At 34.8% G+C, this 21,195-nt stretch carries 19 protein-coding genes, 2 tRNA genes and 1 pseudogene; 12 read left to right on the top strand and 10 right to left on the bottom strand.

The features are described 5' to 3' along the window. The first annotated feature begins 25 nt into the window (after positions 1-25). The 4 genes and pseudogenes from GKZ88_RS11745 to GKZ88_RS11730 all read left to right on the top strand — a co-directional run bounded on the left by GKZ88_RS11745 (position 26) and on the right by GKZ88_RS11730 (position 4,772). Positions 26-1,900 (top strand): U32 family peptidase, encoded by a 1,875-nt coding sequence (locus tag GKZ88_RS11745; protein WP_155102570.1) that lies wholly within the window; start codon positions 26-28, stop codon positions 1,898-1,900. 806 nt (positions 1,901-2,706) lie between these two features. Continuing rightward, positions 2,707-3,873, top strand: a pseudogene (purT, locus tag GKZ88_RS11740) (formate-dependent phosphoribosylglycinamide formyltransferase); the annotation flags it as partial. A gap of 3 nt (positions 3,874-3,876) precedes the next feature. Then, positions 3,877-4,197 (top strand): DUF6370 family protein, encoded by a 321-nt coding sequence (locus GKZ88_RS11735; protein WP_155102568.1) that lies wholly within the window; start codon positions 3,877-3,879, stop codon positions 4,195-4,197. Beyond that, positions 4,197-4,772 carry a Crp/Fnr family transcriptional regulator gene (locus GKZ88_RS11730; RefSeq protein ID WP_155102567.1) on the top strand — a complete coding sequence of 192 codons (576 nt, stop codon included), beginning with the start codon at positions 4,197-4,199 and terminating at the stop codon, positions 4,770-4,772. The genes GKZ88_RS11735 and GKZ88_RS11730 overlap by 1 nt, the downstream gene beginning before the upstream one ends. A 77-nt stretch (positions 4,773-4,849) precedes the next feature. Here the strand turns inward: GKZ88_RS11730 and aceA are convergent, their stop codons facing one another. Further along, positions 4,850-6,130, bottom strand: coding sequence for an isocitrate lyase (gene aceA, locus GKZ88_RS11725; protein ID WP_155102566.1), 1,281 nt, complete (start codon positions 6,128-6,130; stop codon positions 4,850-4,852). A gap of 199 nt (positions 6,131-6,329) precedes the next feature. Continuing rightward, the gene (gene aceB / locus GKZ88_RS11720; protein ID WP_155102565.1) at positions 6,330-7,931 is read right to left on the bottom strand and encodes a malate synthase A; all 1,602 of its coding nucleotides are present in this window, start codon (positions 7,929-7,931) and stop codon (positions 6,330-6,332) included. Between the two features lie 208 nt (positions 7,932-8,139). Between aceB and GKZ88_RS11715 the strand changes: the two genes are divergently transcribed. The 4 genes from GKZ88_RS11715 to GKZ88_RS11700 all read left to right on the top strand — a co-directional run bounded on the left by GKZ88_RS11715 (position 8,140) and on the right by GKZ88_RS11700 (position 12,011). Continuing rightward, positions 8,140-9,621 (top strand): XRE family transcriptional regulator, encoded by a 1,482-nt coding sequence (locus GKZ88_RS11715; RefSeq protein WP_155102564.1) that lies wholly within the window; start codon positions 8,140-8,142, stop codon positions 9,619-9,621. Positions 9,622-9,627: 6 nt separating this feature from the next. Next, positions 9,628-9,987, top strand: coding sequence for a hypothetical protein (locus tag GKZ88_RS11710; RefSeq protein WP_155102563.1), 360 nt, complete (start codon positions 9,628-9,630; stop codon positions 9,985-9,987). 400 nt (positions 9,988-10,387) lie between these two features. Next, positions 10,388-11,104: a pirin family protein gene (locus GKZ88_RS11705; RefSeq protein ID WP_155102562.1), complete on the top strand. Its 717-nt coding sequence runs from the start codon at positions 10,388-10,390 to the stop codon at positions 11,102-11,104. 373 nt (positions 11,105-11,477) lie between these two features. After that, the gene (locus tag GKZ88_RS11700) at positions 11,478-12,011 is read left to right on the top strand and encodes a YceI family protein (RefSeq protein WP_155102561.1); all 534 of its coding nucleotides are present in this window, start codon (positions 11,478-11,480) and stop codon (positions 12,009-12,011) included. A 197-nt stretch (positions 12,012-12,208) separates the two neighbouring features. Here the strand turns inward: GKZ88_RS11700 and GKZ88_RS11695 are convergent, their stop codons facing one another. After that, the gene (locus GKZ88_RS11695; RefSeq protein WP_155102560.1) at positions 12,209-13,072 is read right to left on the bottom strand and encodes a helix-turn-helix domain-containing protein; all 864 of its coding nucleotides are present in this window, start codon (positions 13,070-13,072) and stop codon (positions 12,209-12,211) included. Between the two features lie 172 nt (positions 13,073-13,244). Between GKZ88_RS11695 and GKZ88_RS11690 the strand changes: the two genes are divergently transcribed. Continuing rightward, positions 13,245-13,607 (top strand): DUF983 domain-containing protein, encoded by a 363-nt coding sequence (locus tag GKZ88_RS11690; protein WP_155102559.1) that lies wholly within the window; start codon positions 13,245-13,247, stop codon positions 13,605-13,607. A gap of 72 nt (positions 13,608-13,679) precedes the next feature. Then, positions 13,680-14,555, top strand: a complete 876-nt coding sequence (gene fabD, locus GKZ88_RS11685) for an ACP S-malonyltransferase (protein WP_155102558.1) — start codon at positions 13,680-13,682, stop codon at positions 14,553-14,555. Positions 14,556-14,678: 123 nt separating this feature from the next. Here fabD and GKZ88_RS11680 read toward each other — a convergent pair whose 3' ends face one another. From GKZ88_RS11680 to GKZ88_RS11665, 4 genes are all read right to left on the bottom strand, one after another. Next, positions 14,679-15,584, bottom strand: a complete 906-nt coding sequence (locus GKZ88_RS11680) for an EamA family transporter (RefSeq protein ID WP_155102557.1) — start codon at positions 15,582-15,584, stop codon at positions 14,679-14,681. A 119-nt stretch (positions 15,585-15,703) separates the two neighbouring features. Then, on the bottom strand, positions 15,704-16,717 hold the full coding sequence (gene galE, locus GKZ88_RS11675) for a UDP-glucose 4-epimerase GalE (RefSeq protein ID WP_155102556.1): 1,014 nt from the start codon (positions 16,715-16,717) through the stop codon (positions 15,704-15,706). A gap of 17 nt (positions 16,718-16,734) precedes the next feature. After that, positions 16,735-17,175, bottom strand: coding sequence for a nuclear transport factor 2 family protein (locus tag GKZ88_RS11670; RefSeq protein ID WP_155102555.1), 441 nt, complete (start codon positions 17,173-17,175; stop codon positions 16,735-16,737). Positions 17,176-17,177: 2 nt separating this feature from the next. Then, a complete protein-coding gene (locus tag GKZ88_RS11665; protein ID WP_155102554.1) occupies positions 17,178-18,311 on the bottom strand; it encodes a DegT/DnrJ/EryC1/StrS family aminotransferase in 1,134 nt (377 codons plus the stop codon). 134 nt (positions 18,312-18,445) lie between these two features. Here GKZ88_RS11665 and GKZ88_RS11660 point away from each other — a divergent pair, with 134 nt between their 5' ends. Together GKZ88_RS11660 and GKZ88_RS11655 are read left to right on the top strand one after the other, a co-directional pair. After that, the gene (locus GKZ88_RS11660; RefSeq protein WP_155102553.1) at positions 18,446-19,687 is read left to right on the top strand and encodes a glycosyltransferase N-terminal domain-containing protein; all 1,242 of its coding nucleotides are present in this window, start codon (positions 18,446-18,448) and stop codon (positions 19,685-19,687) included. A 350-nt stretch (positions 19,688-20,037) separates the two neighbouring features. Beyond that, complete coding sequence (locus GKZ88_RS11655; protein WP_109191883.1) at positions 20,038-20,253, top strand: hypothetical protein; 216 nt, start codon at positions 20,038-20,040, stop codon at positions 20,251-20,253. A 214-nt stretch (positions 20,254-20,467) separates the two neighbouring features. On the opposite strand, the gene GKZ88_RS11650 is transcribed toward GKZ88_RS11655, so the two are convergent. The 3 genes from GKZ88_RS11650 to GKZ88_RS11640 form a co-directional block, all read right to left on the bottom strand. Continuing rightward, positions 20,468-20,842 (bottom strand): DUF1508 domain-containing protein, encoded by a 375-nt coding sequence (locus GKZ88_RS11650; RefSeq protein ID WP_155102552.1) that lies wholly within the window; start codon positions 20,840-20,842, stop codon positions 20,468-20,470. A 137-nt stretch (positions 20,843-20,979) separates the two neighbouring features. Continuing rightward, positions 20,980-21,065 (bottom strand) — tRNA-Leu (locus tag GKZ88_RS11645). Positions 21,066-21,079: 14 nt separating this feature from the next. Continuing rightward, positions 21,080-21,152, bottom strand: a tRNA-Gly gene (locus GKZ88_RS11640). Positions 21,153-21,195 lie beyond the last annotated feature (43 nt).

Raw genomic sequence — 21,195 nt, 5'->3', positions numbered from 1 at the left:
ACCACAAAAGTCTAAAGTTTTAGAAATGAAGAAGAAAATCGAAATATTAGCTCCTGCTAAAGATTTAATTGGAGGAATGGCAGCCATCAACAGTGGCGCCGATGCAGTTTATATTGGTGCGCCACAATTTGGTGCACGTTCTAATGCCAACAACTCTATTGAAGATGTTGCTGCTTTGGTACAATACGCGCATTTATTTAACGCTCAGGTTTTTGTCGTTATGAATACCATTTTGTATGACAACGAACTTGAAACGTGTCGTTCAATGATTTGGGAATTATACGATATTGGTGTTGATGCTTTGATTATTCAAGATATGGCGATTATGGAAATGGACTTACCTCCTATCGTACTTCACGCCAGCACACAAGCCAATAATCGTGACGCTGATAAAATTAAATTCTTAAAAGATGCCGGAATCAAACGTGTGGTTTTAGCACGCGAATTAAACCTTCATCAAATTAAAACCATTTACGATCATGCTGATGTTGAATTAGAATTTTTCGTAACTGGAGCTTTATGCGTTTCTTTCAGTGGAAACTGTTATATGAGTGTAGCCAATGGAGAACGCAGCGCCAATCGTGGTTCTTGCGCTCAAAACTGTCGTTTGCCTTATAACTTAATCGACGGAAACGGAGAAACTTTAATCAAAAACAGTCACTTGCTTTCGATTAAAGATTTAGATATTTCAGAACAGATTCCGAATTTGATTGAAGCCGGAATCGTGTCCTTTAAAATCGAAGGACGATTGAAAGATGTAGTTTACGTAAAAAACAACGTTTCTTACTTACGTCAAAAATTAGATAGTTATTTAGAAGGTGAAGGAAGCGAAAAATACATGAAAGCTTCTTCTGGAACTTGTACGTACACTTTTGATTCTTCTTTAAGCAGAACCTTCAACCGTGGTTATACGGACTATTTCGTAAACGAAAGACATAGCTCCATTGGTTCTTGGGAAAGCCCAAAATCAAAAGGACAATATATTGGAAAATTAATTAGAACGGTTGGAAACGCTTACGAAATCGAAAACGGTGAATTGTTAAACAACGGTGACGGACTTTGTTTTATCAACGAAAATAACGAAGCTGACGGAATCTATGTAAACAAAGCCGAAAACGGTAAAATTTACCCGAACGTTCTAAAAGAAGTAAAAGACGGAACTTTCATCTATAGAAATAACGACGCCGCTTTCATCAAAATTGTGGAAAGAGAAGACAGTGCTGTTCGTAAATTAAGCACAACTTTATTGCTTACCGAAACTGAAAACGGTTTTGAATTAATCGCAACCGATGAAGACGGAAATGTAAGCATCGTGAATTTAGAACACGCAAAAGAACAGACAAAAACTGGCGAATCAATCGAAGAAAACATCAAAACACAATTGGCAAAAACTGGTTTCACGCCTTATACTGCTAATGAAATCAACATTATGTTTTCTCAAAACTGGTTCCTTCCTATTTCAAAAATCAACGAAATGAGAAGAACCGTTTACGATCAATTGACTGAAATTCGTTTGGCAAATTACAAACGCGAAGAACACCAAATGGTAAAAACGTCACATCCGTATCCTGAAACCAAATTGGATTTCATGTACAATGTTTCGAACAAAACGGCTCGTAAATTCTACGAACGTCATGGTGTTACTGAAATCGAAAAAGCATTCGAATTACAATGGGATCCAGGAAAATCTCGCGTAATGACAACCAAATATTGCATCAAATACGAATTAAAAAAATGCCCGATACACCAAAAAGATATCGTTGGCGTTAAAGTAAAAGAGCCATTAGTATTAAAACAGGGAGAACTTGAATACAAACTAAAATTCAACTGCAAACCCTGCGAAATGGAAATCTGGGAAAAAGATGCTGAATTCGAAATTGAAGAAGATCATTTCCATTAACATAAAAAACCGATACTTTTAAAAGAAGTATCGGTTTTGTATTTTGGGCGTGTTCGCCGAAAAAGGCGAACCGGGCTATCCGTTACAAGTCCTCGCACTTCCTTCGTCAGGCTGTGGGCTTTCCGCTGCTATCCCTCACGCGAACGGGTTAACAAGAACTTTTGTGTTCATAATTTCATTTCATAATTCCCACAATCTTGTCGTTCCTCGGAATGACAAACTGTGTGATTACTTAATGTAAAAATTAAACTAAAATCTACCGAATCTCCAAAATCAGCGTGAGAATAAATTCCATTTTATTTATCTTTACTCTCAAAATAATTTTAAATGGAATCAAAAAACAACATTCAAAAATACGCAGTCATTGCTGGGATTTTTGTGACTGCTTTTTTTCCATTATTAATTTTTTCAAAAAGCCTTTTCATCGACTTATGTATCCAAATATGTGATTTCGGTATTTTTTGGAATCCAATATTTTGGGGAATCATTTTTCCTGTTTTTATTGTTTTCCTCTTTTGGAAAACAGCTAAAAAAATAAGCCATTCATTAAATCAAATAACTTATTTTCAAGCTTGTTCTCAATTTTCTTTTGGAGTAAGTTCCAAGTTTATACTATCACTTTTTACAATTTACATAATCGGGCAATTGGTTAATGGATTATCTGTTGTATTAAAATCACAAATTCCAGATATAATTCTGTTTTCGATACTGATGATTTTATTTCTATCATTTGCATTAATGATTCTAACTTTTATAAGCAGTTTAATTATTATAAAAGCGAGCCAAAATACCCAAACTTTAAATCAAACAAAATGAAAATACTACTCCTGGGTTCAGGCGAATTAGGCAAAGAATTTGTCATTGCCGCACAACGAATCGGACAAACCATAATTGCAGTTGACAGTTACGAAAATGCACCGGCAATGCAAGTCGCACACGGTTTTGAAGTAATCAATATGCTCGACGGCGAAGCGCTTGATCGAATAGTAGCCAAACACCAACCCGATTTTATAGTTCCTGAAATAGAAGCCATTCGCACCGAACGTTTTTACGATTACGAAAAGCAAGGAATTACCGTTGTTCCTTCAGCGAAAGCGGCAAACTTCACTATGAACCGTAAAGCCATTCGTGATTTAGCAGCTAAAGAATTAGGTTTAAAAACAGCCAAATACCAATACGCAACTTCAGCAGAAGAACTGCAAAAAGCCGTTCAGGAAGTTGGAATTCCATGCGTAGTAAAACCATTAATGTCATCGTCAGGAAAAGGACAATCGACTATAAAAACAGAAAGCGATATCGAAAAAGCATGGCAATATGCTGTTGCAGGTTCGCGTGGTGATGTGATCGAAGTTATTGTAGAAGCATTTGTTGATTTTAATTCGGAAATTACACTTTTAACAGTTACTCAAAATAACAATCCAACTTTGTTTTGCGCGCCAATCGGCCACAGACAAGAACGCGGTGATTATCAGGAAAGCTGGCAGCCGGCACAAGTTTCTGAAGCCGATTTATACCAAGCGCAGGACATGGCCGAAAAAATTACCGAAGCACTTGGCGGCGCTGGCCTTTTTGGCGTTGAATTTTTCTTGACAAATGAAGGCGTTTATTTCTCTGAACTTTCGCCTCGTCCACACGATACCGGAATGGTAACTCTAGCAGGAACTCAGAATTTTAACGAATTTGAATTGCACTTGAGAGCCATTTTAAGTCTTCCAATTTTCGAAATTACTTTAGAAAAAGCTGGAGCAAGTGCCGTAATTTTAGCATCCGAAGATGCTGCAAATCCAACTTTTACCGGAATAGAAAAAGTAGCTGCTTTACCAAAGACTGATTTCAGGATTTTTGGAAAACCAACTTCAAGACCTTATCGCCGAATGGGAGTTGTTTTAAGCCACGATTCACTGGCAACACCAATCGAAAAAATAACCGAACGTGCCAAAGAAACGGCAAAATTAATAACTGTAAATTCTTAAAAAATGAAAAAACTTATATTCGTACTATTCCTTTTTATCGGAATTGCAGCTCAGGCTCAAGATAAAAAAGTAATCGATAAACCAACAATTGTAGAAGCTTCTTGCGGAGAATGCCAATTCGGAATGAAAGGTAAAAGCTGTGATTTAGCCGTTCGCATTGACGGAAAATCATATTTTGTTGACGGAACAAAAATCGATCAACATGGAGACGCGCACGCAAAAGACGGTTTTTGCAACGCCATCAGAAAAGCCTCTGTTACGGGTTCTATCGTAAACAATCGTTTTGTGGCAACTACATTTACCTTAATAGACGAGAAAAAATAATGGCATTAATCCTTGAAAATATTGCCAAACACGTCTCTTTGACACCCGAAGAGCAAGCACTTTTTTTATCTAAACTAGAAACGAATACTTATAAAACCAAAACAATTTTATTGAATGCTGGCGAAGTCTGCAAACATTCTTATTTTGTAAATTCGGGAATTTTAAGAAGCTTTAATATCAACGATAATATTGTTGAGCATGTTTTGGCATTTGCTTGTCAAGGCTGGTGGATGAGCGATATGTACAGTTTTTTTTCGCAAAAACCCGGACAGCTTTTTATTGAAGTTCTAGAAGATGCTGAAGTTGTTTCGTTATCCAAAGAAAATCAGGAGCAATTGTACCTTGAAATTCCAAAATTGGAACGCTTTTTTAGAATTTTAATTGAAAATTCTTTAGTCGCTAATCAGCAAAGATTAATGGATAATTTAAGTTTACCCGCCGAAGAACGTTTTGAAAAATTCACTAAAAAATACGGAACATTAGTACACAAAGTTCCTCAAAAACAAATCGCTTCTTTCATTGGTGTTACGCCTGAATTCTTCAGTAAAATGAAAGCAAGGCTCTTAAAAAAATAAGATTTTCCGCCACGAATTCACGAATTTTTATTCTCAAAGATTATAAAAAATAATTCGTGAATTCGTGGCGGAAAAATTTAAAATTGCTCAACCTCCGTAGAATGCTCCATCGCTGTTATGGTTGATTTTCCAATCATAACCGTATTCTGAACGGCATCAAAATAAGAAGTTCCCACAAAAGCTTGGTGTTTTACCGCTCTGAATCCGTTTTTCTGCAAAGCGAATTCACGTTCCTGCAATTCAGAATATCCAGCCATTCCGCGTTCTTTGTACGCTCTTGACAATTCAAACATACTTGTGTTCAAAGCATGGAATCCTGCCAAAGTGATGAATTGGAATTTATATCCCATTGCAGCCAAATCTTCTCTAAATGTTTCCATTTCGGCAACCGTTAATTTCGCGGCCCAATTAAAAGATGGCGAACAATTGTAAGCCAGCATCTTATCTGGAAATTCTTTTTTCATTGCTGTTGCAAACTTTCTCGCAAATTCTAAATCCGGATTACTGGTTTCCATCCAGATTAAATCGGCGTAAGGCGCGTAGCTCAAGCCTCTTGCAATTCCTTGCTCGATTCCATTTTTCACATAGAAGAAACCTTCTGCCGTTTTTTCTCCGGTTAAAAATTTCCTGTCTCTTGGGTCTGCGTCGCTCGTTAATAAATTTGCTGCTTCTGCATCTGTTCTCGCAACAATTAAAGTTGAAACACCCATAACATCTGAAGCCAGACGTGCAGCAATTAGTTTGTTAATAGCTTCCTGAGTTGGCACCAGAACTTTTCCGCCCAGATGCCCGCACTTTTTAGCAGAACTCAATTGGTCTTCAAAATGCACTCCAGAAGCTCCGGCTTCAATCATGGATTTCATTAATTCGAAAGCATTTAGGTTTCCCCCAAAACCCGCTTCGGCATCAGCCACAATTGGAACCAGATAATCTTTTTTATCTTCAATATTGTTAACCGTCTGAATTTGATCAGCACGTAACAACGCATTGTTTATCTTTTTTACCACCATCGGAACGCTGTTTACCGGATAAAGCGATTGGTCAGGATACATTTCGCCCGCCAGGTTTGCATCAGCAGCTACCTGCCAGCCACTTAAATAAATCGCTTCTAAACCCGCATCGACTTCCTGAATCGCCTGATTTCCAGTCAACGCCCCCAAACCAGCTACATAATCCTGACTTTTTAACTTTCTCCATAATTTTTGCGCTCCCATTTTGGCAATAGAGTGCTCAATATGATAGGAACCCTGAAGTGTAACTACTTCACTCGCAGTATAAGGACGTTCAACGCCTTTCCATCTCGGGTTCGTTATCCAATCGTTAATCAATTCCTGAATTCTGTCTTCTGTTGTTTTCATAAATAATTTAAGTTAAAGTGGTTAGTAAGTAAATAGTGTTCAGTTTACAGCTAAAAGTGTTCAGTTTTAACTGGATTTATTTTTTGTCTTATTAAAAAATCTGCTTAGATTTTTTTTACTCTCATTTTATCTGCCGGATCTGCTAAATCTGCGTGAAAAATTTATTCTCTCGCAGATCTTGCGGATTTAGCGGATTTTTTTATAAATATTTGTAACACGGAATCGTTAAGAAATCAACGAAATCAGTATTTACTACTAATCTTTCCAATACTTTTTCAGCTAAAGGAAATTGTTGTTTTTCGTGATTTTCCTCTCCTAATTCGTTTTTAATTTTTTGAAATTCTTCTAAAGCCAATTCGTGATAATACGCCAAATCTAATTTTTTGCCATTATCCAAAACCACTTTATTCTGAAGCCATTGCCACAATTGCGATCTCGAAATTTCGGCCGTTGCGGCATCTTCCATCAAATTATGCAAAGCTGCGGCGCCTTGTCCGTTCAGCCAGGAAGCCAGATACAAAACTCCAACGTTGATATTTTTGCGAACACCATTTTCCGTTATGATTCCAATTGGTGGTTCAATTAAATCTTCTTCTGTAATTTTTCGGTGCTCTCTTTTGATGTGAATCTGATTGGGAGTCGGCATTCCTTTATCAAAAATTTCTTTAGCGACAGCAACCAAATCCGGATGCGCTACCCAGGTTCCGTCGTGGCCATTTCGAACTTCACGTTCTTTATCGGTTTTTACTTTGGCGAAAGCAATTGCATTGGCCTCTTCATTATTTCGAATCGGAATTTGCGCTGCCATTCCGCCGATCGCATGAATACCGCGTTTATGACATCTTTGAATAACCAAATTCGAATACGCATTCATAAAAGGCGAAGTCATGTTTACCTGATCGCGATCCGGAACGATGAATTTTGGATTTTTTCTGAACTTTTTGATATAAGAAAAAATATAATCCCAACGTCCGCAGTTCAAGCCCACGATATGTTCTTTCAATTCGTAAATAATTTCATCGAGCTGAAAACTTGCCGTAATCGTTTCAATTAAAACCGTCACTTTTATCGTTCCTCTTTTCAGCTTCAAATAATCCTCAGTAAAATCAATAACATTATTCCACCAGCGTGCTTCTGAATAATGTTCTAATTTCGGAATGTAGAAATACGGCCCTGAATTATTTTCTAAAAGTCGTTTATGATTGTGAAAAACATACAAACCAAAATCTACCAAAGAACCTGAAACTTCTTTTCCTTCAATTAAAAGATGCTTTTCTGGCAAATGCAAACCTCTCGGACGCACAATCAGCGTTGCAATTTTTTCATTTAAATGATAGGATTTTTGTTTGACCAAATCGGTATACGTAATGGTTTTGTTAACTGCATCGATCAAATTCACTTGTCCGTCCATAAGATTTTGCCATGTTGGAGAAGTGCTGTCTTCAAAATCCGCCATGAAAGTTTTGGCTCCAGAATTCAACGCATTGATAATCATTTTGCGATCAACTGGTCCAGTAATTTCCACTCTTCTGTCCAATAAATCTTTTGGAGTTTCTGCAGCTGTCCAATTTCCTTCTCTGATATTCTTCGTTTCCGGAATAAAAGTTGGCATGATTCCCTGATCAAAAGTGACTTGTTTTTGTTCGCGCTGCAAAAGCAATAATTTTCGTTGCGATTCGAATTTTCGATGCAATTCGGTTATAAAAACAATCGCCTCTTCTGTCCAGATTTTTGGATAACGAAGCTTCTTTTCGGCTAAAAATTCCATTGCCGTTTCGGTAATTTCTAATTGGTTTTTCATAGCTGTGGTTTTATTTTTTTATTAGAAAAAAATCTCATTGTTACATCAATTTCTATTCATTTCAGAATATTAAAATCATAACGTTTTGATTTTTAATAATTTCTACACCACAATATTAGAAAAAAGTTTTTTACAAAACAAGCGAACGTTCGCTAAATATTAAAAATAATTTTTTGGCGATTATTTTTATAATAGTTATATTTGGTTCATGGATATTGAAAAAGACTATATAAAGCTGATCTTCGGACTGAAATTGAAGCAGGTTCGTACTCAAAAAAACCTGTCTCTTTTTGGCTTGGCCAAATTGACAAATCTTTCAAAATCGTATTTAAACGAGATTGAAAAGGGTAAAAAATATCCAAAAACAGATAAAATTTTATTACTCTGCGAACATTTGGACGTGACTTATGACCAAATGGTGTCTTTAAAACTCGATAACAACCTCGCTCCGATCGGCGAAATTTTAAAATCCGGAATTTTAAAAGAGATTCCGCTAGAGCTTTTCGGAATTCAGGAAGCCGATTTAATTGATATTATTGCCAACGCTCCGGCGAAAGTCAATGCGTTTATTAGTACGATTATCGAAATTGCACAACATTACAACTTAAGCCGTGAAAGTTTCTTTTTGGCCGCTTTACGCTCTTATCAGGAAGCGCACAGTAATTATTTTGAAGATTTAGAAGAAAAAGTAATTGCGTTTTCGAAGTCGTTTCAGATTAATCTGGATTCTAAAATCAGCATTGAAGAACTGGAAGCGATTTTAAAAGAAGAATACGAATACAACATAAAGGAAATTGCGTTTACCGATCAGGAAGCTTTGGGCGATTTGCGTTCAATTTATGTTCCGAAAAGTAAAACCTTATTACTTTCTACAGAACTTGATGCCCCACAAAAAGCTTTTATTCTAGCAAAAGAAATAGCCTATAATTACTTAAAAATATCAGATCGTCTGTTGACTTTCAGCTGGATTAAATTTGACAATTTTGATCAGGTTTTGAATAACTTTTATGCTTCTTATTTTGCCGGCGCTTTATTATTGCCGAGAAAAACTGTGGTCGATAAAATCGATCTTTTCCTGAATAATCCAAGTCCGAATCCGGAAGATTTTGTGTCTTTGATTGAAAGTTTTGAGGTTTCGCCAGAATCGTTTTATCAGCGATTGACGAATTTATTGCCGAAAGATTTTCAACTGAAAAACCTATTCTTTTTGAGAATGTCGCATAAAATGGGTTCTGATGTGTATCAAATTAAAAAAGAACTGCACATTACCAATCAGCAGGAACCGCACGCCAATGAAACCAACGAACATTATTGCAGAAGATGGGTTTCTGTAAAAACCATCGACGAAGCGATCAAACAAAATAAAGCGCATTTTTTTGATGCTCAGATTTCGAGTTATGTTCACAGCGGCAATGAATATCTGGTTTTTTCATCGGCTACAAAAGATCCTTTTGTGGAGAATAATATTCGAAGTATCTCAGTTGGAATTTTGATTACGCCTGCAATGAAAAAGAAATTCAAATTTATTGAAGGAAAACCTTTAGTGAAGAGAATTGTTGGTGTTACTTGTGAAACCTGCGATGTGAAAGATTGTCTGGAACGGGCTTCGCCACCAATTGAATTGGAAAAGAAAAAACGTCATGAAAATACAGATGCAGTTGTACAGCAGTTTATAAATCAATACAGTTAAAACATTATGAAATATTTTGCCTTAATCATAACACTGCTTTCAATGAGCTTTATCCAGAAAACAGATAAGCTTAATGGCCGTTATAATTATTTAATAGAAGATGACAATTCATACATCCAAAAAGATAAAATCACTTTTAACGACAGTGTTTTTGTGTTTGATAATAAATATGTGCCAAAAGGAAAAGTTTCATATGGCAATGTAATATTATTAGATAATTTCATTAATAGAGACTTAATTATCAGTATTTCAAAAGACGAAATCAAAAAAGATACAATTCTGTTTTACATGCATGATAAGAAAAGTTCTTCTGCGAATTATCTTGATGAAGTTGTTGGAAAAGGGAAATTGATTAGGATTAAATAATTCCGATTTTTTGTAATCTCGCAAAGACGCGATGGCGCAAAGTTTATTTTTCTTTGAACATAATAATCTACACGCAATATTGTCATTTCTCCTTCGTCGAAATGACAAACTATAAGGTTATACTTTACGTACAAAACACAACTTCTGAAAACTAAAACTTCTAGATTAGCCCCGATAGAAGTGGAAATCCTTTTGTGCCGGGGTTCGGCGCAAAAGATTGAAACGGATAGCGGGACAAAACGTCTTTTGAAACTAAAAATTTCTGCTTCAAAAAAACCTTAGTCCCGAAGCCTCGGGATAGCACCTTAGAACCTCAGAACCTTTTCTTAATCTACATTAAGTGCTTTTCCTTGACGTTGATGGTATCTTTGTACTATAAAATTAACAAAACAGAAAGATCATGGAAAATATAATATTGCACAAAGCAAAAACAAGAGGAAATGCAAATCACGGATGGCTAAACGCTTATCATAGCTTTAGTTTTGCGAGCTGGTATAATCCGGATAGAATTCAGTTTGGGGCGCTTCGTGTTTTGAACGATGATACGATTGCGGGCGGAATGGGTTTTGGAACACATCCTCACGACAATATGGAAATCATTTCGATTCCGTTAGAAGGCGATTTGGCTCACAAAGACAGCATGGGAAATACTGAAATCATCAAAAATGGCGATATTCAGGTGATGAGCGCCGGAACTGGAGTACAACATAGTGAGTTTAATCCAAATGCTGATCAACAGACTAAATTGTTGCAAATCTGGTTGTTTCCAAATAAAAGAAACGTTACGCCACGTTACCAGCAAATTACTTTGGACGTTGCTGACAGACACAATAAATTGGCTCAAATTTTATCTCCGAATGCAGATGATGAAGGTGTTTGGATTCATCAGGACGCTTGGTTCAATATGGGGAATTTTGATGCTGGAATTGCAACAGAATATAAAATCAAAAAAGAAGGAAACGGAGTTTATGCTTTCGTTTTGAAAGGAAATGTAACGATCAACGGCCAGGAATTAAATACTCGGGATGCAGTTGGAATTTCAGGAACTGACATTTTAAACATTAAAGCAAATACAGATGCTGAATTTTTATTGATGGATGTTCCGATGAACTATTAATTTGAAGATTACAATTAATACTTTTTTTTTCAGAAACGATATTTAAGCTGGTTTTTAGCTTATTATCGTTTCTTTTTTTGTTCCAATTTCATCAAGTTTTTTTGCCACAGATTAAAATGATTAAAATGATTTTGTTTCAGAAGCATGGGAATAAATAATCTGTGGAAATCTTTTTAATCTATGGCAGAAAAAAACTCTTCTCCCGTCCCGAGGCTTCGGGATCGGGATCGCTCAGAGTAACAGCAATAAATTTGACAATTAAAAAATTATCACATTTTTTATTTCTTAATCTAGGTTAAGTGTGTTACGCTTACTGCCACCGTAACTTTGTCCTATCAAAATGAAATAAATTAATTATTTAAAAAATAAAATTATGGCAACTACAAAATGGTCAATTGACCCAACACATTCAGAAATTGGTTTTAAAGTTAAACACATGATGTTTACAAATGTTTCAGGAAAATTTGGAACTTACGATGCAACAATTACTTCAGACGGAGAAAACTTCGAAAATGCAGATATCCAGTTTTCTGGTGATATCGCTTCTATCGACACTGCAAATGCAGACAGAGACGGACATTTAAGAAGTGTAGATTTCTTTGATGTTGAGAACAATCCAAAATTAACTTTCAAAGCTTCATCTTTCAAAAAAATTGATGCTGGAGATTATGAATTAACTGGAGATTTGACTATCAAAGGTGTTTCAAAACAAGTAAAATTCCCAGTAGAATATAGCGGAATCTTGACTGATCCATGGGGAAATACAAAAGTTGGTTTAAGTATCGAAGGAAAAATCAATCGTAAAGATTGGGGTTTAAACTGGAACTCTGCTCTTGAAACTGGAGGTGTTTTAGTTGGAGAAGAAGTAAAATTAAATATCGAATTACAATTCGTAAAACAAGCTTAATACTTTATAATAAGTTTTAATTTGGTTGGTTGAAAAGCCTGCACTTTTTAGGAAGTGCAGGCTTTTTTTGTTTGCCACGAATTCACGAATTATTTTTTTCTTTTGCCACAGATTGAAAAGATTTTCACAGATTTAATCCAAATAATCCTTTAAATCTGTGGCAAATAAAATTCGTGAATTCGTGGCTAACAAAAAAATCAACGTACAGTATTTCTAAATTCTGTTGGCGAGATTCCTGTTTGTTTTTTGAAGAATCTGGAAAAATACGAGTAATCTTCGTAACCTACTTTAAACGCTACTTCGTTTACCGCTAATTGTTTGTCGATTAACATTCTTTTTATTTCCAGGATTACGCGATCCGTGATTACTTCCGTGGCGGTTTTTTGCAGAATTTCATTGCAGATTCTATTTAAATGTTTTAGCGTAATATTTAGTTTTTCTGCGTAAAATGACGGCAGTTTTTCGGTTCTAAAATATTCCTCCAAAAGAGATTCGAACTTATTGATTTTGATATTGTATGAATGAGTTTGATGCGAATAGGTTTCGCTGTATTTTCTGGAAATTTCGATATGAATAGAATCTAATAAATTCAGCATTTTATCTAATTGATATTTGTTTTCCTGATTGTTTTCCGCAATTAATAAATCAAAATACGGAAGGATTTTTGAGATTTCTTTTTCTTCAAAAACTATTTCTGGTCGGTTATGAATAGAATGATAAAAATTATAATCGTTGATGTTTTTTTGTCCGAAATAGAGATTATACAATTCCTGTGAAAAGATGATTACAAAGCCTTCAATGTCTTCAGATAAACTCCAATGATGCATTTGACCAGGCTGAAGCACAAATAAACTGCCTCTTTTTATTTCGAATTGATCAAAATCGACTTCATGTTTTCCTGAACCGTTTGTAAAAAATACCATTAAATAGGAATCATGACGATGCGGTTCTTCGACAAAACTGTGGCTTTTTAAATGTTCTTTAAAAGTATTCACATAAAAATCACGGTGAATATCATTACAGCTAAAATTCTGAACACTATAAACGGGATACTTTTTCATACACAGATACTATTTATTGTTTTCTGACTACAGAACTTAGATTTGGAATTTGGAGCTTTAATTTTGAAAATTTAGTTAAAAATGTCTTTATTGTGCTATAAGTAGCGAAGATACTAAAAAGACTTTTATCCTACTCCGAATTACCTTTGTATAAATAAAAAACAACAAGATCATGTCAAATGCATTAACTCATATTTTAAGCAACGAATGTCCGATTTGTCATAAAGGAAAAGTTTTTACGGACAAAAATATTTTTCTGAATTTTGGTCTTCCAAAAATGAATGAATATTGCAGTCATTGCAATTATAAATTCCAAAAAGAACCTGGCTACTTTTTTGGAGCGATGTACGTAAATTACGGATTAACAGTCGCTCAGGGAATTGCAACGTATTGTATTGCACAGCTTTTCTTCGAAACCAATTTCGATTTAAGAATAATTCCGATCATCGCTGTTGTCATTACTTTGCTCACTTCTTTCAATCTGAGATTTTCAAGGTTAGCATGGATTTACATGTTTAAGGATTATACGAAATAAAAAAGTGTTATTTTTGCCTTTCAATTGAAACTAATTTTCAATTCCAAAAAAATAAAAAAACAAATTAGACAAATGAAAGCATACGTATTTCCAGGTCAGGGCGCACAGTTTACAGGAATGGGCAAAGACTTATATGAAAACTCGGCTTTAGCCAAAGAATTATTCGAAAAAGCCAATGAAATTTTAGGCTTTAGAATTACAGATATCATGTTTGAAGGTACTGCCGAAGAACTAAAAGAAACTAAAGTGACGCAGCCAGCTGTATTTTTACACTCGGTTATTTTGGCAAAAACTTTAGGCGAAGATTTTAAACCAGAAATGGTTGCAGGACATTCTTTAGGAGAATTTTCAGCTTTGGTTGCTAACGGAACTTTATCTTTTGAAGATGGTTTGAAATTAGTTTCTCAGCGTGCTTTGGCAATGCAAAAAGCTTGCGAAATCACTCCATCTACAATGGCTGCGGTTTTAGGTTTAGCTGATAATATTGTGGAAGAAGTTTGTGCTTCTATTGACGGAATCGTGGTTGCGGCAAATTATAACTGCCCAGGACAATTAGTAATTTCAGGAGAAACTTCGGCTGTTGAAAAAGCTTGTGAAGCGATGAAAGCTGCAGGAGCAAAACGTGCTTTAATTTTACCTGTTGGAGGTGCATTTCACTCACCAATGATGGAACCGGCAAGAGAAGAATTAGCTGCTGCGATTGAAGCAACTACTTTCTCAACTCCTATTTGCCCAGTTTACCAAAACGTAACTGCAAATGCGGTTTCTGATGCAAATGAAATTAAAAAGAACTTAATTATTCAGTTGACAGCTCCTGTAAAATGGACACAATCTGTACAGCAAATGATCGCTGACGGCGCTACTTTGTTTACTGAAGTTGGCCCAGGAAAAGTGTTAGCTGGTTTGATTAATAAAATTGATAAAGAAGCGGTTACTGCGAATGCTTAATTTTTAAGTGTTCAGTATTCCGTTTTTAGTGATCAGTTAAAAACTATAAACATAAAAAAAATCCTCCTAGACTTATGTTTATGAGGATTTTGTTTTTTAATATGTTTTAAAAATTTATAAACCCTACAAAGTTCTTTTTTCCTTCTTCTTATAATTGACAATAAAAACACCCAAAATAATAAGCGCTGTAGCAATAATAAAATCAATTGTAATGACTTCATCCAAAAGTAGCCAACCTAAAAATACAGCAATTATCGTATTTATATAAGCTAAAATAGAAACTTGAACCGCTGTAACATGTTTCAAAGCATAACTATAACTAAAAAAAGCAATTACAGATCCGAAAATTGATAAATACAAAGCCGCAAAAATACTTCTGGAACTCCACGAACTGAAATCTGGATTTGGCGAAAAAATTGAAGCCAAAACTAACTGAATGCAAGATGCAGATGTAAATTGATAAAACAAGTTAAGCACAATATTGTTTGATTTATTAGCATGTGTTTTGGTATAAATTGTTCCAATAGCCCAAGCTAAAATTGCAAATCCCATAAACATCATTCCGGTTCTGTAATCAGCATCTAAAAACGATCCAAGTCCATCTTTAAATATAAAAACGACTCCTGAAAATCCAATTAACACTCCAATAAAACCTTTAAAGCTCATTTTTTGCAAGCCAACTAAAATGCTTCCAAGAAATATCAATATCGGAGACAAAGCACTTATTACAGAAGCTAATCCACTTGGCAATGTTTGTTCTGCGATTGTGGTAAAACCATTTGCAATTACAATCATTAAGACTGATGGAATAAGCTGTTGCTTGAAATTTCCCCAACCAATCCATTTTAATTGTTTTTTAAACAACAAAATAGTCATCATAATCAATCCCGCCAATCCTTGACGAATTGAAGTTACAAACCAAGGCGGAATTGTTTCAACTGCAACCCGAATCCCTAAGAAGGTAGTCCCCCAAACAATTCCAACAGCTGCAAGTGCAAAAATCAATTTATAATCTAAATTTTGTTTCATAAAAATTAAATAACATTTAAAAAAAATACCAAATAATCACAGATCGATTATTTGGTATTTTTTTTATTAATTAGACGCTCTTCGATGCGCCTCTACAATATATTTTCTTCTAAATTTTCTTAAGAACGAACTTTCTGTTCCCATTTCCAGGCGCTTGCCATTGCTTCGTCTAAACTTAGTTCTGCTTTCCAGCCTAAAACATTATTTGCTTTATCTGTATTAGCATACGCTTCAGTAATATCACCTTCGCGGCGTGGCTTAATTACGTATGGCAGTTTTTTATCGCTTACTTTTTCAAAACTATGGATCACTTCTAAAACAGAACTTCCTTTTCCGGTTCCTAAATTAAAAGTTTCAACTTTCGCCAAATTCTTTTTATTCAATAAACGCTGTAATGCAATAACGTGTGCTTTTGCTAAATCTACAACATGAATATAATCGCGAACTGCAGTTCCATCTGGCGTTGGATAATCATTTCCAAAAACAGATAATTCCTGACGCAGACCTACTCCCGTTTGTGTAATAAATGGTACTAAATTTTGCGGAACTCCTAAAGGTAATTCTCCAATTTCAGTTGACGAATGCGCTCCAACTGGGTTAAAATAACGCAATAAAATTGCACTGATATTAGTTACTTTAGCTGTATCAGTAATTATTTCTTCTCCAATTTGCTTTGTATTTCCGTAAGGAGACATCGCAGTCTGAACAGGAGCATCTTCAGTAATTGGCATTTTTTCGGCTTGACCGTAAACCGTACAAGATGAACTAAAAATAAAACTTGCCTCAGGTTTTTGCTGTAATTCCTGCAAAAGATAAACTAAACTGCTGATGTTGTTTTCATAATACAACAATGGCTGTTCAACACTTTCACCAACTGCTTTTGAAGCTGCAAAATGAATTACTCCAGTAACGTCATTGTGTTTTTTAAAGAAATCCTGAACGGCACTTTTTTCTCTTAAATCAATTTTTTCGAATAAAGGCGTTTTTCCCGTAATGGCTGTAATACCTTTTAAAACATCTTCTGAAGAGTTTGAGAGATTATCAATAATCACCACTTCGAAGCCTTCATTTTGCAATTCGACTACGGTGTGAGAACCAATAAATCCTAATCCTCCTGTTACTAATACTTTCATTTTTTTGGTTGTTTTTTTTATGTAGTTAATTTATAAGCTTGTCTTGCAATAAGAATCCATTTGTTTTTTTGTTTCTGCCAAACAAGCATTATTCCTATTTTAATATCTTTATCAACGCCGCCATCTTTTGTATGAGCCGCGAGTACATGCCTTACAATCGCAACATCATTTTGAATTGTGATGGTTTGGTCTTGAAAATCTATAGTTACAAAATCAGATTTTCCGCTAACAATTCCCTCGACAAATTCTGTCTGATTTTGAAAATTACCGTTTGAATGGACATAGTTTAGCTTATCTGAAGTTAATGCTTTCAATTTCACACCATCAGCATCAATCATTGCTTGACGCAAAATTTCAACTTGACTACTTACTGCATTCTCTTCTTTCGAAATTGCTTTTTGGGCAAAAACCGAAAACTGAAGAAAAATCATCAAAATTACAAGACCTCTTTTTTTCATTTTTATTTATTCAAAAATTCTAAAACAGAATCGGTAATAAATTTAATCTGTTCGTCGTCAAGTTCTGTATGCATTGGCAAAGCAATTACTTCCTGCACTAATTGATTGGTAACCGGAAATTGTTCTTCTTTATAGCGAGGATCTAAATATGCTTTTTGAGAGTGTAACGGAATTGGATAATAAATTGCACACGGAATCCCTTTATCCAACAAATGCTGCATCAAAGCGTTTCTGTCAGCATCAATAATTCTTAATACATATTGATGAAAAACGTGATCATTTTCATTAGCATCAAAATCTGGTGTAATGATATGCGCATTTCCTGCGAAAGCTGCATTATATTTTGTTGCCGCTAAACGACGTGCCTTATTATATTCATCAAGCAAAGGCAGTTTTGCATTCAAAACTCCAGCCTGAATACTGTCTAAACGAGAATTCACTCCCACAACGTCGTGGTGATAACGCTCGTACATTCCGTGATTTACGATTCCACGGATAATGTGAGCTAATTTATCATCGTTTGTAAAAATCGCTCCACCATCTCCATAACAGCCTAAATTTTTAGAAGGGAAAAATGAAGTTGCCGCAACATGACCAATTACTCCAACTTTAGTTTTTACACCGGACTTAGAAATATAATCAGCTCCAATTGCCTGAGCATTATCTTCAATAACATATAAATTATGTTCTGCTGCAATTTCCATAATCGCATCCATATTAGCAGCGCGTCCGAATAAATGTACCGGAACAATTGCTTTTGTTTTTGGCGTGATTGCTTTTTTAAGCGCCTCGATATCAATATTCATATTATTGACATCAACATCAACTAAAACTGGCGTTAACTGCAATAAAGCAATAACCTCAACAGTTGCTGCAAAAGTAAAATCCGCAGTAATTACTTCATCGCCTGGTTTTAAATTCAAACCCATCATTGCAATCTGCAAAGCATCTGTTCCATTTGCGCACGGAATTACGTGTTTTGCTCCTAAATAATCTTCAAGATTTTTTTGAAACTGATGAACCAATGGTCCGTTTATGTAAGTATTTGTATCTAAAACTTCCTGAATTGAAGCATCAACTGTAGATTTTATTTTTTCATATTGACTCTTTAAGTCAACCATTTGTATTTTTTTCATTTTGAATAACATTTAAAATAAAGACCTGATTTGTAAACATAATCTTTAAAAGGAGCAACAAAAATAGTTATTTAATACCTTCAAACCAATGAAAATAATCGAAAGAAATGTAATTTAGCCACAAAAATAAACAGATGCTTTTTTTATACAATTTAGTTATTTCTATTGCTGGGTTTTTTCTGAAAATCGTAGCGCTTTTTAGTCCGAAAATTAAGCTTTTTGTAGAAGGCCGAAAAAATGTTTTTGCAATTTTAGAAGAAAAAATAAAATCATCAGACAAAACGATTTGGTTTCATTCTGCCTCGCTTGGCGAATACGAACAAGGACTTCCTGTTATTGAAAAAATCAAAGAAAAATATCCGTCGCATAAAATTATTGTAACCTTTTTTTCACCATCCGGATACGAAGTGCGTAAAAATAACACAGTTGCTGATGTTACTATTTATTTGCCTTTAGACACTAAAAGCAATGCAAAGAAATTTTTAAAATTAGCCCATCCGGAACTGGCGTTTTTTATTAAATATGAATTTTGGCTCAACTATTTAAAAGAATTAGAAAAAAGCAAAACCCCAACCTATTTGATTTCTGGAATCTTCAGAGACAATCAGATGTTTTTTAAATGGTATGGCGGTTTTTACCGAAAAGCCCTGAAAGCTTTTACTTATTTCTTTGTTCAAAATGAAAAATCAAAAGAAAAAATTGAAACCATTGGTTTTCAAAATGTAATTGTTTCCGGCGATACGCGCTTTGATCGCGTTGCATCCATTTTAGAAAGAGACAACACTGTTGATTTTATTGAAAAATTCAAAAACAATAGCCCCGTAATAGTTATAGGAAGTTCTTGGCCAAAGGACGAAGCTTTATTAGCCGAATATATCAATCAAGCTCCTGAGAATGTAAAATTCATAATTGCGCCACATAATATCAAAGAAGATCAAATCTCGAGTCTAAAATCTCAAATCACAAAATCTGCCGTTTTGTTTTCCGAAAAAGATCAAGTTGCTGATTTATCAAATTACAGTGTTTTTATTATTGACACTATCGGCTTACTAACGAAGATATACAGCTACGGAACTATTGGTTATGTTGGCGGCGGTTTTGGAAATCCTGGAATTCATAACATTTTAGAACCGGCAACTTTTGGGATTCCAATTTTAATTGGTCCAAATTATTCCAATTTTGCCGAAGCAGTTTCATTAGTACAATTAGACGGCTGTATTTCTATTTCAAACGAAAAAGAATTAAAAAGCTATTTTGATCGTTTACTGAACGATGAAGTATTTTTTGAAGAAAAAAGCAAAATCTGCAGAGACTTTATTCAAGACAATAAAGGAGCCACAAACTGCATTATGAAAATAGTCTCAGAAACAATCTAAAATTCCAAAACCGCATTAAAGTCTCCTAAATAGCAACAACTGCCCTTAGAAGTATTAAAAAGAGCCAAAATCGAAGCTTTACGTTTCGAGAATATTTGATAAAAAACAAAATAAACTGCAAGCAAGAGAATCTAAAACATTATTTTTTCTGATGAATATGCAGCGAAAAATAAATTCCATAAAAAATACCATAATATAATAATTTTTTAGTATTTTGGCATGTTTATTGATAACTAAGATAATCGTGAGCGATGAAAATATTTTAAAAAAAAAGTGAAAAAATATTTTACATATTAAAAAATTTATATCTTTGCCACGAATTAATAATTAACCTTTTATAATAAAGTAAGATGAAAAAAGTATTTTTAAGTTTAGCTGTTGTTGCTGTATTAACTGTTGTATCTTGTAAAAAAGCTGACGCTGCTGCTGAAGCTCCTGCTGTAGATTCTGCTGCTGTTGCTGTTGATTCAGCTGCTGCTGTAGTTGATTCTGCTGCTGCAACTGTTGATTCTGCTGCTGCTAAAGTTGATTCTGCTGCTGCTAAAGTAGAAGAAGTAAAAAAATAATTAGAACCAAGTTCTAAAAATTTTAAAACCATCATAGCGATGGTTTTTTTTATGCCTAAAATTTAGCAAATCCCAATAAAATAAAATTCCAAATTCCAAAAACACATTGTGTATTAGCGGAATTTGGAATTTTGCGTTATTAGAAATTATCTATATCACTTTAATAACAAACTCTTTGTTGGGATTTGAAATTTTAAAATATCAGGATTTTTATTCACTCCATCTCCTCTTCTTCAACAACTTCATCTTCAAAAATCGAATCATTTGACGAAAAGTCCAGAACTTCTGCTTTTACCCCATAAGTTACAATTTCTTTTATCCCTTTCTGCAGAAGCAATTCTGTACTATATTTACGGCTCGTTGCAAAATGAACCTCGCCAAGCATCAATTTAAAAAAATACTTTCCCCCAGAACCTTTAAACTTCAGAAACTTCGCAAGCTCAATATTTGCCTTGAATTTCTGAATATCTTCTTCGCACTCAAATCGCAGCTCATAACTCAAACTCGTAAAAATCACCTTTCCTTTTCTCGAAGTGAACGTGAATTTATATTCATCATTAAACCGCCTGCTGATTACAAAAGCACCCATTTAGAAAATTTAGATTGTTGATTGTTGATTTTAGACCTCTCAGATCCTTAGATTTTTAAAAGAGACCTACTTAGCAAATTTCTTTTAAATGCAGTTTTGCATAATAAAAAAAGCCTCTTCAAAAGAAGAGGCTTTAGTACTCAGAGCGGGACTTGAACCCGCACGAACATTGCTGTTCACTGGATTTTAAGTCCAGCGTGTCTACCAATTTCACCATCCGAGCATTATATGGTTTTGAGCGAAAAACGGGGCTCGAACCCGCGACCTCGACCTTGGCAAGGTCGCGCTCTACCAACTGAGCTATTTTCGCCTTTCAAATTCTGCTTAAGAACTACAACACTTCACTTGTTCCG

Origin of the sequence: Flavobacterium sp. LC2016-01, assembly GCF_009711135.1 — a bacterium.
GTDB lineage: Bacteria > Bacteroidota > Bacteroidia > Flavobacteriales > Flavobacteriaceae > Flavobacterium.
Note: the sequence above shows the minus strand (reverse complement) of the source record. Positions and strands in the feature narration are given on the sequence as shown.